We start from the raw sequence: 14,269 nt of genomic DNA on the forward strand, positions 1-14,269 counted from the left end.
GCGGCGGCGGTCAGCGCCTGGCCGCCGCCCGCTCGGCCGCCGGGCGGTCCGCGCCGGAACGCACGGGCCGCCGCTCCCGTACCGTGCCGCCCCCGCGCCGGACGACGGCCACGGCCACGAGGCCGACCGCCAGGCCGAGGGCGGTCTGGAGACCGAAGGGCTCACCGAACATCAGGGCGCCCCACACGGCCGTGACCGGGGCCATGAGGAACATCAGGGTGTTGACCTCGGTGATGCCGGACCGGCGCAGGATCAGCCAGTACAGGCCGTAGCCGCCGAAGGTCGGCAGCACCACCAGCCAGGCGGTCGCCAGCCAGAACGAGGACCCGGCGGGCGGTGTCGCCGCCCCGACGCCCAGGGCCAGGCCGGAGAAGAGGACGGCGCTGGTCGCACAGTGGATCGTCAGGGCGACGCGGGGCGCGACCGGCTCCCGGGTGCGGCTCTCCAGGAAGGTGGCCGCCACCAGCGACAGCATGCCGAGGAACGGGACGCCATACGCCCACCAGGCCACCCCCGCCCCCGCCGCCGCGGCGTCCGCGAGGGTCACCGTGACCACACCCGACAGTCCGAGCCACAGTCCGAGCCACTGCCTGCGGGAGACGTACTGCCGCAGCAGCGGACCGGCGAGCGCGCCGGCGACGAGTGGCTGGACGCCGTCGATCAGGGCGGTGGTGCCGCTGGAGACACCCAGCTCGATGGCGTAGTAGACGCTGAGCAGATAGCCGCTCTGCGACAGGGCGCCGATGGCGATCTGCCGACCGGTGCTCCGGAGCGTCAGGCCCCGCCAGGCCGTCCGGGAGACGGCCGCGGCGGCGATCAGGGCCGCGGCGAGCGGCAGGAAGCGCCACATCAGGAGGGTGGGCGTGGGCGCGGTCTCCGCACCGAGCTTGGCGCCGATGAAGCCGGAGCTCCAGCACAGCACGAAGGCGGCCGAGAGCAGGACGTTCATGTCGTCGACTCCGTCCAGAGTAGACAGATCGGTTTACTAGTCTGGAGTGCCCACTATACAGACCGGTATACTTGACGCCATGGGCCAGGAAGAGAAACCGCCCCGCGTCAGGTTGACGCCCGGCGCGCGACGGGTGCTGGAGGCCGCCGAGCGGCTGTTCTACGAGCACGGCATCCATGCCGTGGGCGTGGATCTCATCGCCGCCGAGGCCGGGGTGACCAAGAAGACGCTGTACGACCGGTTCGGCTCGAAGGAGCAGATCGTCGTCGAGTACCTGGCCGGGCGCGACGAGCGGTGGCGTGACCTGCTCGCCGGGCGGCTGGAGGAGGCGGGGGAGGGGGCGGCCGACCGGATCGAGGCGGTCTTCGAGGCCTCGCGCGTGTGGTCGCAGCGGTACGGCGCCAAGGGGTGCAGCATGATCAACGCGTATGCGGAGATCAGCGACCCGGACCATCCGGCGTACCCGGTCATCACCGGCCAGAAGCGGTGGATGCTCGACCTGTTCACCGGCCTGGCCCGGGAGGTCGACGCGGCCGGTGCGGACCGGCTGGCGCGGACGCTGATGCTGCTGCACGAGGGGGCGCTGGTCACTCACGGAGTGGGGGTCGTCCCCGACCCCTTCGGTACCGCCCTCGACCAGGTGCGGGACCTGCTGGGCAGGTGAAACGGGCGGCGTACGGGCCGGGCGCCCCGCTACGGTGAGCCCATGCCGCCCGCCACCGCGCTCCTCGTCATCGACATGCAGCACGCCACGGTCGCCATGGCGCACCGGGCCGCCGAGACGGTCGCCGCGATCGCCGGACTGAGCGAGCGGGCCCGGGCGGCCGGGGTCCCGGTGGTGACCGTGCGCCAGCAGGACGCGGGCATGGTCCCCGGGACCGAGGGCTGGCGGGTCGTGCCCGAGCTGGCACCGCGGGAGGGCGAGCCGGTCGTGGACAAGACGACCCCGGACAGCTTCCTGGACACCGACCTAGACGCGGTCCTGAAGGCGCACGGCGTCACCCAGGTGATCGTGACCGGGTTCGCCACGGAGGTGTGCGTGGACACCACGGCTCGGCAGGCGCTGAGCCGGGGGTACGACCTGGTCGTCGTCGCCGACGGGCACACCACCTCGGTGCGGACCGCGGCGGACGCCGACCTCGTCCCGGCGGACCGCTCGATCGCGCAGTACAACGCCGTCTACCGCATGATCGGCTGGCCCGGCCGCCGGATCCGGGTCCGGGCCGCCGCCGACGTGGACTTCGGTGCCCCCGAGGGGGCGCGGGACGTCAGGCCTGCCTGATCGCCGAGATGTCGAAGTTCAGCTTGATCTTGTCGGAGACCAGCACGCCGCCCGTCTCCAGGGCCGCGTTCCAGGTGAGCCCCCACTCCGAGCGCTTGATCTCCGCCTTGCCCTCGAAGCCGACGCGCTCGTTGCCGAACGGGTCCTTGGCGGCGCCGTTGAACTCCAGGTCGATGGTGAGCGGCTTGGTCGTGCCGAGGATCGACAGGTCACCGGTGATGCGGTAGTCGTCGCCGCCCAGCGACTCGGCCTTGGTGGAGCGGAAGGTCATCGTCGGGTACTCGCCGGTGTTGAAGAAGTCCGAGCTCTTCAGGTGGCCGTCACGGTCGGGGGAGCCCGTGTCGATGCTGTCCATCGTGATGTCCAGGGACGCCGTGGAGCGGGACGGGTCGGTGCCGTCCAGGTGCAGCGTGCCGGTGAAGTCGAGGAACTTGCCCTTGACGTTGGTGACCATCGCGTGGCGCGCCGTGAAGCCGATCGTCGTGTGGGCGGGGTCGACGGTGTAGTCGCCGGTCAGCGTGGAGAGGTCGGGGGTGGCGGTCATGGTGTCCTCCGGGGAAGGTCGTTGAAGTTGAATGTTCAACCAGTCCAACGGGTTCGACTCTAGAGCTATTCCGCGCCGCCATCAACCACCCGCGCCGCACGTGTTGCGGCACCGTTCCCCTCCCGCCCCCGACGTGATAGACGGCATGAGCATGACCCCACAGCGTCCCACCGCCCCCACCCGCCGCGCGGTCCTGCTCGCGGCGGCCGCGGCCGCAACGCTCGCCTCCGTCCCCCGGGCCGCGGCCGCCGCGGCCGACCCCTACGACGCCCTCCGCCGACGCTGGCTGGAGATCGCCCTCGGCACCGGCTACGACCCGGCCGCCGAGCCGTACGCCTCCCGCCTCGCCGAGACCGGCGCGCGCGCCCGCGAGCACCGCGCCACCATGGCCCCCACCGCCACCTCCCTGTGGCCCGGCCACCCCTTCGACCCGCCCGCCGGCATCACCTTCGCCTACGGCCGCCTGTGGACGATGACCGAGGCGTACGTGCAGGAGGGCACCGGCTCCACCGGCGACCCCGACCTCCTCGCCGACATCCTGCGCGGCCTCGACCACCTCTCCGCCACCGTCTACAACCCCGCCACCACCCGCTACGGCAACTGGTGGGAATGGCAGATCGGCAGCCCCCGGCTCCTGATGGACATCACGGCCGCCCTGTACGACCACCTCGGCGCCGACCGCGTGACCGCCGCCTGCGCCGCAGTCGACCACTTCGTCCCCGACGCCATGCTCGGCGACTACACCGGCACCTCCACCGGCGCCAACCGCGTAGACCTGTGCCGCTCGGTCGCCCTGCGCGGTGTCCTCGGCAGGGCCCCCGCCAAGCTCGCCCTGGCTCGCGACGCCCTCTCGCCGGTCTTCCCGTACGTCACGAAGGGCGACGGGCTCTACGCCGACGGCTCCTTCGTCCAGCACACCTGGGTCGCCTACTCGGGGACGTACGGCCAGGTCATGCTGGACGGCCTCGGACGGCTGTTCACCCTGCTGGCCGGCTCCGAGTGGGAGGTGACCGACCCGGGCCGGCAGATCGTCCTGGACAGCGTGGAGCACGCCTACGCGCCCCTGATCCACGACGGGCTCGTCATGGACACCGTCAACGGACGGGCCATCAGCCGGGGTTACCTCCTGAGCGACGACCTGCACGTCATGCGCAGCGACCACTTCCACGGCCAGCAGATCATCGCCGCCATGGCGGTCCTCGCGGGCGGCGCGAGCGACGCCGAACGCGAGCGCTGGCACGCCCGGATCAAGGGCTGGATCGAACGGGACACCGTCACCCCGCTCCTGACCGCGCCCCAGTTCCCGGTCGCCGACCTGGCCCGGCTGCACGCGATCGCCGACGCGCCCGGCGAGGCCGCCCCCGAACCCGCCGGGCACCACCTCTTCGCGGCCATGGACCGCGCCGTCCACCGCGGCCCCGCCTTCACCGCGGGCCTCGCCATGGCCAGTGACCGCATCGCCCACTACGAGTGCGGCAACGGCGAGAACCCGCGCGGCTGGCACACCGGCGCCGGGATGCTCACCTGGTGGGCGAACGGCACCGCCTCCGACCGGTCCGCTCAATACACCGACTGGTTCTGGCCCACCGTCGACTGGTACCGGCTGCCCGGCACCACCGTCTCCACCAAGCGCCTGCCCGACCGGGCGGGCGGCGAATGGGGCGCGCCCAAACCGGACGTGCGCTGGGTCGGCGGCACGACCGACGGCGCGTACGCGGCCGTGGGACAGCACCTCAAGGGCCTGGGCTCGACCCTGGAGGCCCGCAAGTCCTGGTTCTTCCTCGACGACTCCGTGGTCTGCCTGGGCGCCGGCATCACCTGCGCGGACGGCGTCCCGGTCGAGACGGTGGTGGACAACCGCAACCTGGGGGAGGGCGGCGACCAGACCCTCGCACGCGGCCGGCACTGGGCCCACCTGGCGGGCCACGGCGGCTGGATCGTGCCCGGGGGCGGCCTGCGGACCCTGCGCGAGGACCGCACCGGCGCCTGGTCCGACATCAACACCACCAGCACCACCGAGCGCCGCACCCGCCGCTGGCAGACCCTCTGGCTCGATCACGGCACCGACCCGGTCGACGCCGGTTACGTCTACACCGTCATGCCGGGCGCCTCCCGGGCGGCCGTCGCCCGCCGCGCCGCCGACCGCCACCGGCTCACGGTCCTCGCCAACGACGGCCGCCGCCAGGCGGTGACCGTCCCCGCCCTCGGTCTCACGGCCGCCAACTTCTGGCAGGCCGGCACGGCGGGCCCGCTCACCGCCACGGCCGGGGCGAGTGTGCTGGTCCGCCGCCGGGGCCGTACCGCTACGCTCTGCGTGAGCGAACCGCCGCGCACCGGAGAGCCCCTGGAGATCATCTGGGACCATCCGGTGAGAGCGGTGAAGCGGGCCGACGAGACGGTCGAGATCCTCGCGACCGGCCGCCGACTGCACCTGCGAGTCACTCCGGGGGTGGTATGCGCCACCCATGAATGTGAGCTGACTCTCAGCTGACGACTTTGTGCGACCCCTACAAGATCCAGGCCCCCTGAGCAGTCGAAAAGGCTGCATGCGGTGGGGGTTCTGTTCAGTGCTACCAGGAAAACGGGCCGGAGACTGTACGGAGTCGACGGCTCGCAATCCTTGGTCGGGTTCGTAGAGTCACTACATGACCGTTTTGGATGAGGCGCCGGGTGAGCCGACGGACGCGCGCGGGCGAGTGGCCGAGCTGCACGAGATCCGTGCGCAGGCGCTGGCCGGACCGAGCGAGAAGGCGACGGCGGCGCAGCACGCCAAGGGCAAGCTGACGGCGCGTGAGCGGATCGAGCTGCTCCTGGACGCGGGGTCCTTCCGCGAGGTGGAGCAGCTGCGCCGGCACCGGGCGACCGGCTTCGGCCTGGAGACCAAGAAGCCGTACACCGACGGTGTCATCACCGGCTGGGGCACGGTCGAGGGCCGCACGGTCTTCGTCTACGCCCACGACTTCCGGATCTTCGGCGGCGCGCTGGGCGAGGCCCACGCCACGAAGATCCACAAAATCATGGACATGGCCATCGCGGCGGGTGCTCCGCTGGTCTCGCTGAACGACGGCGCCGGTGCGCGCATCCAGGAGGGCGTCAGCGCGCTCGCCGGATACGGCGGCATCTTCCAGCGCAACACCCGGGCGTCCGGCGTCATCCCGCAGATCAGCGTGATGCTGGGCCCGTGCGCGGGCGGCGCGGCCTACAGCCCGGCCCTCACCGACTTCGTCTTCATGGTCCGCGACACCTCGCAGATGTTCATCACGGGCCCCGACGTGGTCAAGGCGGTCACCGGCGAGGAGATCACGCAGAACGGGCTGGGCGGCGCGGACGTGCACGCCGAGACGTCCGGCGTGTGCCACTTCGCCTACGACGACGAGGAGACCTGCCTCGCCGAGGTCCGCTACCTCCTCTCCCTGCTCCCGCAGAACAACCGGGAGAACCCGCCCCGCCACGAGTCCTCGGACCCCGTGGACCGCCGCTCGGACGTGCTCCTCGACCTGGTCCCGGCGGACGGCAACCGCCCCTACGACATGGCCAAGGTCATCGAGGAACTCGTCGACGAGGGCGAGTACCTGGAGGTCCACGAGCGCTGGGCCCGCAACATCATCTGCGCCCTGGCCCGCCTCGACGGCCAGGTGGTCGGCATCGTCGCCAACCAGCCGCAGGCCCTGGCCGGAGTCCTGGACATCGAGGCGTCGGAGAAGGCCGCCCGCTTCGTCCAGATGTGCGACGCCTTCAACATCCCGATCGTCACCCTTCTGGACGTACCCGGGTTCCTGCCCGGCGTCGACCAGGAGCACGGCGGCATCATCCGCCACGGCGCCAAGCTCCTGTACGCGTACTGCAACGCGACGGTGCCCCGGATCTCGCTCATCCTGCGCAAGGCGTACGGAGGTGCTTACATCGTCATGGACAGCCAGTCCATCGGCGCCGACCTCACCTACGCCTGGCCGACCAACGAGATCGCGGTCATGGGCGCGGAGGGTGCGGCGGGGGTCATCTTCCGCCGGCAGATCGCCGGGGCCGAGGACCCCGAGGCCATGCGGGCCCGCATGGTCAAGGAGTACAAGTCCGAGCTGATGCACCCCTACTACGCGGCCGAACGCGGTCTGGTCGACGACGTCATCGACCCCGCCGAGACCCGCGAGGTGCTGATCAAGTCCCTGGCGATGCTCCACACCAAGCACGCCGACCTGCCCTCCCGCAAGCACGGCAACCCGCCGCAGTGATCCGAGGAGCCACGTCCATGTCCACTCCCGACATCCGAGTCGAGAAGGGCCACGCCGGGCCCGAGGAAGTCGCCGCCATCACGGCCCTCCTCCTGGCCCGCGCCGCCGCCCGCCCCGCCGAGATCGCCCCGACCCACGGCGGCGGCCGAGCCCGCGCGGGCTGGCGCCGCCTGGAACGCGAGCCGGGCTTCCGCGCGCCCCACAGCTGGCGCTGACCTGAGCAACAAGAGAGGCCCCTCCACTCGGAGGGGCCTCTCTTGTTGTGCCGGGCTCGGTGAACGCCGCAGGGGCGCGGGGGACTGCGCGACCAACCACGACGCACCCGCACCCGGCAACGAAACCGCCCCCGGCAGCCCAGCGGCCGCAGGGGGCGTCGCGCAACTCGGCGCCGGCGAGGTGCCGCCTGCGCCCACCCGTGCCGCCCTGGGGGAACCTCCCAGGCCCTCAAGGCGCTGGGGGAGGCACGACTGGCCGCAGGCTCGGCGGAGTGCTACCGCAGCCGCGCCATCAGCGCGTGCTCGACCAGCGTGATCAGCGCGGACTTCGCGTCGGCGCGGTGCCGGGCGTCGGTCGTGATGATCGGGGTGTCCGGACCGATCTGCAGCGCCTCCCGGACCTCGTCCGGGTTGTACGGCTGCTGCCCGTCGAAGCCGTTGAGCGCGATGACGAACGGCAGACCGCTGTTCTCGAAGTAGTCGACGGCGGGGAAGCAGTCGGCGAGCCGCCTCGTGTCGACCAGGACGATCGCCCCGATGGCGCCGCGCACCAGGTCGTCCCACATGAACCAGAACCGGTCCTGGCCGGGCGTACCGAAGAGGTACAGGATCAGGTCCTGGTCGAGCGTGATGCGTCCGAAGTCCATGGCGACCGTCGTGGTCGTCTTGTCCCCCGTGTGGGTGAGGTCGTCGATGCCCGCGGACGCGGATGTCATCACGGCCTCGGTGCGCAGCGGATTGATCTCCGAGACAGCGCCGACGAACGTGGTCTTGCCCACGCCGAAGCCGCCCGCCACCACGATCTTCGCGGAAGTGGTGGAGCGGGAAGGACCGCCGCTAGAGCTTGCGAAGTCCACTGAGCACCCTTTCGAGCAGTGTCACGTCTGGCTGGCCGCCGGCGCTCTCGTCGCCGCCGGGCTGATGGATGGCGACCAGTCCCGCCTCCGCCAAGTCGGCGACGAGGATCCTGGCCACGCCGAGAGGGATCGTCAGGAGGGCCGAGACCTCGGCCACCGACTTGATCTCCCGGCAGAGGTTGCAGATCCGCTGATGCTCGGGCAGCTGGCCCTGCATCTGGTGCGGCTGCGCGGTGGTGTGCACCAGCGCCTCGATGGCGAGCTGGTACCGGGGCCTGGTGCGGCCGCCCGTCATGGCGTACGGGCGCACCAGGGGGTTGTTCGACGCCCCGGCGGGCGCCGGCTCAGGGGTGCGGCGCTGCGGCTGCACGGGCTGGATGCGCGGAGCCTGCGGCTGGTCGTACGGCGAAGGGCCGGGGCCCTGCGGCGCGTACGGCTGCCGGTGACTCGGTACGGAGGGGTAGCCGTATCCGTTCGCCGAGCCGTCGCCTTGGCCCTGACCAGGGCCGTACGACCAGTTGCCCGATGACGGACCGCCTGGGGGTGTTGCCACTTTTTCCTCCTCCGACTGTGCCTGGCACCCATCGCTGTGGAGCCGCGTCCCGAAACTTTACGGCCACGGGACGCCAAAACGCACCGTCTGTCCTTTAGTTGAGAAGGCTCCCTTGGAGCTCAGCCCGCAGATCGGGGGTCAAAACCGTGCCCGCACGGTCCACCAGAAGGGCCATCTCGTACCCAATGAGACCGATGTCCGCCTCAGGGTGTGCGAGAACCGCGAGGGACGAGCCGTCGGAGATGGACATGATGAAGAGGAATCCGCGCTCCATCTCCACAACCGTCTGGTTCACGCTGCCGCCCTCGAAGATGCGCGAGGCACCGGCGGTCAGCGAGGTCAGGCCGGAGGCGACGGCCGCGAGCTGATCGGCTCGGTCGCGAGGGAACCCTTCGGACATCGCCAGAAGGAGTCCGTCGGCGGAGACCACCACCGTGTGGGACACCCCCGGGGTGTTGTCCACGAAGTTGGTGATCAACCAGTTCAGGTTCTGCGCCGCCTGGCTCATCGGGCTCACACTAACGCTCCTGGTTGTAGGTGCTGTCAGGACCACGGTGTTCATTCCCTGTGTCCTGGCCGTTCGTTTCACTGCCTGCGTTGCGGCCTCGCTCGACGCCGCGCCGCAGGTTGCTCAGCCTGCCCCGGACGTCCTCCGGAGCGCGGGAGACCTGGGGGCCTCCCTGTGGAGTGGTCTCGGCCGCGCCCTCGACCAGGTTGGCCTTGGGCACCCGCCGCGGCAGACCCGAGGAGGTCACCCCGCCCGCCTTGGGCTTGCGCAGCGCCGAGGCCTGCTGCCAGCGGTCGTCGTTGGCCGACCGCCAGGTGTCCTCGCCGCCCGCCCCCGGTGCGGCGGCCGGCGTCTCCTGGCCCACGTGCCCCGCATCGCCCGCGCCGCTCGCGGTGGATCCGCGGCGGGGAAGACCGGCGTCGGTCAGCTCGTGGGCGGCGGAGGGGGCCGGCCCCGGACGGTCGAAGCCTACGCGGTCCGCCTCGGTCACGTCAGCGGCCTGGGCGGATTGTGCCTGCGGGGCGCCGGTGGAGTACTGGTCCGGATAACCGTTCTGGTAACCGTCCTGCTGGGGCCAGTCGTCCTGGTGGCGCCGCTGCTCGAAGGGCGAGTAGTTCCCGGACTCCGGCACACCGCCGTTCGGCGCGTAGTACTGCTCGTCGTACGACGGCTGCTGCGGCGCCTGGTAGGCCTGCTGCGGGTCGGCGTACGCCGACTGCTGGTCGTACCCGCCGTTCGCCGGCTCCTGGTAAGCGCCGTTCGGCTGCTGCTGGTAGCCGTCGAGGGGCTGGTCGTAGCCCGGCTGCTGACCGTCGTAGCCCGGCTGCTGACCGGTGAACTGGTCCTGGAAGCCGGTGGCCTCGTGGCTCGTGCCGTCGCCCTGGTCCGCCGGACCCGGCAGCTCGGGGTGCGACTGGGCCTCCAGGGCCGCGCGGCGCTCCTCGCGCATCAGCGAGCGGCCGACCGGGTCCAGCTCGCGTATGTCGTCCGGGATCTCGGAGTACCGGCTGTCGTCGAAGCCCAGCTCGGCGGCGGTCCGCATGGGCTGGCCGACCTGCCCGAAGCTCTCGCCCCGGAAGTTCTGCTCCGGGATGATCTGCGAGACGGTGAACTCGTCGCGCGGCTGCTGCTGCTCGCCACCGCCACCGTGGGTGATGGCGTCCGGGAGCATGACCAGCGAGGTGGTGCCCGCCTGCTCGCCGGAGGGGCGCAGCTGGACGCGGATGCCGTGCCGGTCGGACAGCCGGCCGACCACGAACAGGCCCATGCGCTGCGAGATCGCGGCGTCCACGGTCGGCGGGTTGGCCAGCTTGTGGTTGATGTCCGCGAAGTCCTCGGCGGTCAGGCCGATGCCCTTGTCGTGGATCTCCACCATCACGCGGCCGTCGGGCAGCCGGGTCGCGGTGACGCGGACCTTGGTCTGCGGGGAGGAGAACGTGGTGGCGTTCTCGAGCAGCTCGGCCAGCAGGTGCACGAGGTCGGTCACGGCACGACCGTGGATCTCGGCCTCAGGGACACCCGACAGCTCGATGCGCTCGTACTGCTCCACCTCGGAGGAGGCGGCGCGCAGCACGTCGACCAGCGGGACCGGCTGGTCCCAGCGGCGACCGGGCTCCTCGCCCGCGAGGACTAGAAGGTTCTCGCCGTTGCGGCGCATACGGGTGGCGAGGTGGTCCAGCCGGAAGAGGTTCTCCAGCTGGTCGGGGTCGGCCTCGTTGTTCTCCAGCTCGGTGATCAGGCTCAGCTGGCCCTCGATCAGCGACTGATTGCGGCGCGACAGGTTGGTGAAGATCGCGTTGATGTTGCCCCGCAGCAGCGCCTGCTCGGCGGCGAGCCGGACCGCCTCGCGGTGCACCTGGTCGAAGGCGCGGGCGACTTCGCCGATCTCGTCGGTCGAGGTGATCGGGATCGGCTGCACCCGGGTGTCGACCCGGCCGGGGTCGGTGCGGGAGAGCTGGTCGACCAGCATCGGCAGGCGCTGCTCGGCGATGCCGAAGGCGGCGTTGCGCAGCTGGCGCATGGAGCGGCTCATCCCGCGGGCCACCATGCCGGCCAGGACGAACGCGGCGAGCAGCGCGATCACGACGGCGGCACCGGTGATGTAGGCGTCGCGCTCGGCGTCGTCGGCGATCGCGGACGCCTCGGACACCGCCTTGTCGGCCAGGTCGGACTCGATCTTCTGGTACGCGTCGAACTTGAGGGTGTTGACCGCCCACCAGTTTTCCGGCGTGATGCCCTGCCGGGCCAGCTCCGCCCGGGCGCTGGTGTCCGTGGAGGCGAGACCGGCCAGCTCCGAGATCATCGTCGTCGGGTCGGACGGCGGCGGCACGTAGTCCGGGTCCTTGGCCTTGGCCTCCTTGGCCATGGCCGCACCGTCCTCCTTGAGCTTCGCCTCGGCGTCCTCGAGCTTCTGCGCATCCGCCTCGGTACCGCCGCCGATGTACTCCTCGATCGCGATGCGCTCCAGGTAGGCGTACGAGGAGAGCGCGACGCGCTGGCTGGCGAGGTGGCTGGGCTCCGGACCGGGCTTGACCAGCATGTGCATGCCGATGGAGCGCTCCAGGGAGAGCGCCGCCTTCGTCAGCGAGATCGCGTAGACGGTACGGCCGTAGGAGGTGATGTTGCCGGTGCCCAGACCCAGCTCGTTGGCGAACTCCATCAGGGGGTGGGCGACACCGGTGTAGCCCTCCTCGGTCTCCACGCCCTTGAGCTTGGAGGTGTACGCGGCCGCCCGCAGCGTCTGGAGCTTGGGCTCCTGCTCGCGGAAGACCTTCAGCCGGCGCTCCAGGCCCGCCTTGGCCGGCATGCCCTGGGCCGCCTCGTCGAACACGTCGGCCGCGTCGTCGGTGGCCTGGCGGGCCTTGCTGACGGTGGCGTCCTTGTCACCCTTGCCCTGCAGCAGCGGGGCCGCCGTGAGGTCGCGCTCGTTGTAGAGGGCGTTGGCGTAGCCGAGGGAGGCGCGCACCAGACGCGCGGTGCTCTCGGCGTCCTCGGCGTCCTGCCAGGTGTCGATCGAGCTCTTCACCTGGAAGCCGCCCATGACGAGGCCGACCAGCACGGGGATGAGCAGGATCGCGTTCAGCCGGGTGGTCACCCGCCAGTTGCGCGGCGTGAAACGGCCACCGCTCGGCGCGGGCTCGGCCTTGGGTTCCGCGGCGGGGGCGGGGGCGGGCGCCGCTGTGCGCGGCGGCGGGGTGAAGTTGCCCCGGGCCGATGGCTCGGGACTGTTCTTGCTTCGCCTCACTCGACCAACAACCTCTCGGCGGTCGGCACCTGTGTCGTGCCGCTGTGTCTCAGAACCCACTCCGTCAGCCATCGAGTACGCGCTACTGCTGAGTACGTCTTTGACCATGGGGCAGTTCTGGCATTCCAGCACGGCGACCAGCGCTCTTCCAAACAGTGGAACGCGGGGGTTACACGTGATGTAAGCCCCGCGTAAAACGGTCATAAAGAGCGAGGCCCGTCAAAAGACGGGGCGTTCGTGCGCGCAGCGAGACCAGTTGACCGCGTCGCGTGTCGGTACCACCCGATTCCTCTGCCGAAACGTTATGAACAGCGGAGCCGACCGTGTCAAAGGACACAGCCGGCTCCGACTCGTCTACGACAAGTGCCGTAGGGGCCTGCCGACTTGGCTGCGGCCGTGGGCGGACCTACCGCAGGCGGGCCATCAGCGCGTGCTCGACCAGCGTGATCAGTGCCGACTTCGCGTCGGCGCGGTGCCGGGCGTCGGTCGTGATGATCGGGGTGTCCGGGCCGATCTGCAGTGCCTCGCGCACCTCGTCCGGGGAGTAGGGCTGCTGGCCGTCGAAGCCGTTGAGCGCGACGACGAACGGCAGACCGCTGTTCTCGAAGTAGTCGACGGCCGGGAAGCAGTCGGCCAGCCGGCGGGTGTCGCACAGCACGACCGCGCCGATCGCGCCGCGCACCAGGTCGTCCCACATGAACCAGAAACGGTCCTGGCCCGGCGTGCCGAACAGGTACAGGATCAGGTCCTGGTCGAGCGTGATGCGGCCGAAGTCCATGGCGACCGTCGTGGTCGTCTTGTCCCCGGCGTGTGTGAGGTCGTCGATCCCGGCGCTGGCCGAGGTCATCACGGCCTCGGTGCGCAGGGGGTTGATCTCGGAGACGGCGCCCACGAACGTGGTCTTGCCGACGCCGAAGCCGCCGGCCACCACGATCTTCGCGGAGGTGGTCGCCCGCCCTCCGTCAGAGCTTTCGAAGTCCACTGAGCACCCTTTCGAGCAGTGTCACGTCCGGCGCACCGCCGTTGTTCTCGTCTCCGCCAGGCTGGTGAATGGCGACGAGCCCGGCCTCCGCGAGGTCCGCGACCAGGATCCGCGCCACACCGAGCGGCATCGCCAGCAGGGCCGACACCTCGGCCACCGATTTCACCTCGCGGCACAGGTGGCAGATGCGCTGGTGCTCGGGGAGCAGTCCCATGAGCGCTGCCGGGTCGGCCGTCGTACTGATCAGCGCCTCGATGGCGAGCTGGTAGCGCGGCCTGGTCCGGCCACCGGTCATCGCGTAGGGACGGACCAGCGGCTGGTCGCCCTCGTCCTCGTACGGCTCCGCGTACGGATCATGAGAGGCGGTGGGCGGGGTCATGAATCCTCCGGGCGGGACAGCAAGTCGGTCAGTCAAGCCGTCTGACGAGGCCGGTGGGGGGATTGTGGCGGCCGGACGGTGATTTGGTAACACGGGTGGTGCCGGGGCCGATCAGTGGAGCAGACTGCCTTGTAGTTCGGCGCGCAGGTCGGGTGTGAGGACCGCACCCGCGCGGTCGACCAGGAGCGCCATCTCGTAGCCGACGAGGCCGATGTCGCACTCCGGGTGCGCGAGGACGGCCAGGGACGAGCCGTCCGAGACGGACATGAGGAAGAGGAATCCCCGCTCCATCTCCACGACCGTCTGCGCCACGTTGCCGCCCTCGAAGATCCGGGAGGCCCCGGCCGTCAGCGAGGTCAGCCCCGAGGCGACGGCCGCGAGCTGGTCGGCGCGGTCGCGAGGGAAGCCCTCCGACATCGCCAGGAGGAGTCCGTCGGCGGACACGACGACGGTGTGGGACACCCCTGGGGTGTTGTCCACGAAATTCGTGATCAACCAGTTGAGGTTCTGTGCCGCCTGGCTCATCG

Annotated in this window: 14 protein-coding genes; 5 read left to right on the forward strand and 9 right to left on the reverse strand. The window is 70.9% G+C overall.

The window, feature by feature from the left end:
* Nucleotides 1-10: 10 nt before the first annotated feature.
* Entirely contained in the window at nucleotides 11-949 is a 939-nt protein-coding gene (locus ACGH52_RS27340) for a DMT family transporter (protein WP_399943126.1), read from the reverse strand.
* Between the two features lie 79 nt (nucleotides 950-1,028).
* Here ACGH52_RS27340 and ACGH52_RS27345 point away from each other — a divergent pair, with 79 nt between their 5' ends.
* Together ACGH52_RS27345 and ACGH52_RS27350 are read left to right on the forward strand one after the other, a co-directional pair.
* Nucleotides 1,029-1,613, forward strand: coding sequence for a TetR/AcrR family transcriptional regulator (locus tag ACGH52_RS27345; RefSeq protein WP_399943129.1), 585 nt, complete (start codon nucleotides 1,029-1,031; stop codon nucleotides 1,611-1,613).
* 42 nt (nucleotides 1,614-1,655) lie between these two features.
* Nucleotides 1,656-2,231 carry an isochorismatase family protein gene (locus tag ACGH52_RS27350; RefSeq protein ID WP_210974425.1) on the forward strand — a complete coding sequence of 192 codons (576 nt, stop codon included), beginning with the start codon at nucleotides 1,656-1,658 and terminating at the stop codon, nucleotides 2,229-2,231.
* Here the strand turns inward: ACGH52_RS27350 and ACGH52_RS27355 are convergent.
* On the reverse strand, nucleotides 2,218-2,775 hold the full coding sequence (locus ACGH52_RS27355) for a YceI family protein (RefSeq protein WP_076976475.1): 558 nt from the start codon (nucleotides 2,773-2,775) through the stop codon (nucleotides 2,218-2,220). The two genes, ACGH52_RS27350 and ACGH52_RS27355, sit on opposite strands and share 14 nt — an antisense overlap.
* Before the next feature lie 151 nt (nucleotides 2,776-2,926).
* On the opposite strand from ACGH52_RS27355, the gene ACGH52_RS27360 reads away from it, so the two are divergent.
* The 3 genes from ACGH52_RS27360 (at nucleotide 2,927) to ACGH52_RS27370 (ending at nucleotide 7,219) form a co-directional block, all read left to right on the forward strand.
* Complete coding sequence (locus tag ACGH52_RS27360; protein ID WP_399943133.1) at nucleotides 2,927-5,266, forward strand: polysaccharide lyase 8 family protein; 2,340 nt, start codon at nucleotides 2,927-2,929, stop codon at nucleotides 5,264-5,266.
* Nucleotides 5,267-5,420: 154 nt separating this feature from the next.
* Entirely contained in the window at nucleotides 5,421-7,004 is a 1,584-nt protein-coding gene (locus ACGH52_RS27365; protein ID WP_076976477.1) for an acyl-CoA carboxylase subunit beta, read from the forward strand.
* A 17-nt stretch (nucleotides 7,005-7,021) separates the two neighbouring features.
* Nucleotides 7,022-7,219 carry an acyl-CoA carboxylase epsilon subunit gene (locus ACGH52_RS27370; RefSeq protein ID WP_121701115.1) on the forward strand — a complete coding sequence of 66 codons (198 nt, stop codon included), beginning with the start codon at nucleotides 7,022-7,024 and terminating at the stop codon, nucleotides 7,217-7,219.
* A gap of 275 nt (nucleotides 7,220-7,494) precedes the next feature.
* On the opposite strand, the gene ACGH52_RS27375 is transcribed toward ACGH52_RS27370, so the two are convergent.
* From ACGH52_RS27375 to ACGH52_RS27405, 7 genes are all read right to left on the reverse strand, one after another.
* On the reverse strand, nucleotides 7,495-8,076 hold the full coding sequence (locus tag ACGH52_RS27375; protein ID WP_009314218.1) for an ATP/GTP-binding protein: 582 nt from the start codon (nucleotides 8,074-8,076) through the stop codon (nucleotides 7,495-7,497).
* On the reverse strand, nucleotides 8,057-8,629 hold the full coding sequence (locus ACGH52_RS27380; RefSeq protein WP_076976478.1) for a DUF742 domain-containing protein: 573 nt from the start codon (nucleotides 8,627-8,629) through the stop codon (nucleotides 8,057-8,059). The genes ACGH52_RS27375 and ACGH52_RS27380 overlap by 20 nt, the downstream gene beginning before the upstream one ends.
* 94 nt (nucleotides 8,630-8,723) lie before the next feature.
* A complete protein-coding gene (locus ACGH52_RS27385) occupies nucleotides 8,724-9,137 on the reverse strand; it encodes a roadblock/LC7 domain-containing protein (protein ID WP_004983065.1) in 414 nt (137 codons plus the stop codon).
* A 10-nt stretch (nucleotides 9,138-9,147) separates the two neighbouring features.
* A complete protein-coding gene (locus ACGH52_RS27390; RefSeq protein WP_399943138.1) occupies nucleotides 9,148-12,381 on the reverse strand; it encodes a nitrate- and nitrite sensing domain-containing protein in 3,234 nt (1,077 codons plus the stop codon).
* 406 nt (nucleotides 12,382-12,787) lie between these two features.
* Complete coding sequence (locus tag ACGH52_RS27395) at nucleotides 12,788-13,363, reverse strand: ATP/GTP-binding protein (RefSeq protein WP_003973455.1); 576 nt, start codon at nucleotides 13,361-13,363, stop codon at nucleotides 12,788-12,790.
* Nucleotides 13,344-13,742, reverse strand: a complete 399-nt coding sequence (locus tag ACGH52_RS27400) for a DUF742 domain-containing protein (RefSeq protein ID WP_003973454.1) — start codon at nucleotides 13,740-13,742, stop codon at nucleotides 13,344-13,346. Before ACGH52_RS27400 ends, ACGH52_RS27395 begins: the two co-directional genes overlap by 20 nt.
* 111 nt (nucleotides 13,743-13,853) lie before the next feature.
* On the reverse strand, nucleotides 13,854-14,267 hold the full coding sequence (locus tag ACGH52_RS27405; RefSeq protein ID WP_003973453.1) for a roadblock/LC7 domain-containing protein: 414 nt from the start codon (nucleotides 14,265-14,267) through the stop codon (nucleotides 13,854-13,856).
* Between the last annotated feature and the right edge of the window lie 2 nt (nucleotides 14,268-14,269).

This window comes from Streptomyces sp. BBFR25, from assembly GCF_044590125.1.
Classification (GTDB): Bacteria; Actinomycetota; Actinomycetes; order Streptomycetales; family Streptomycetaceae; genus Streptomyces; species Streptomyces canus_D.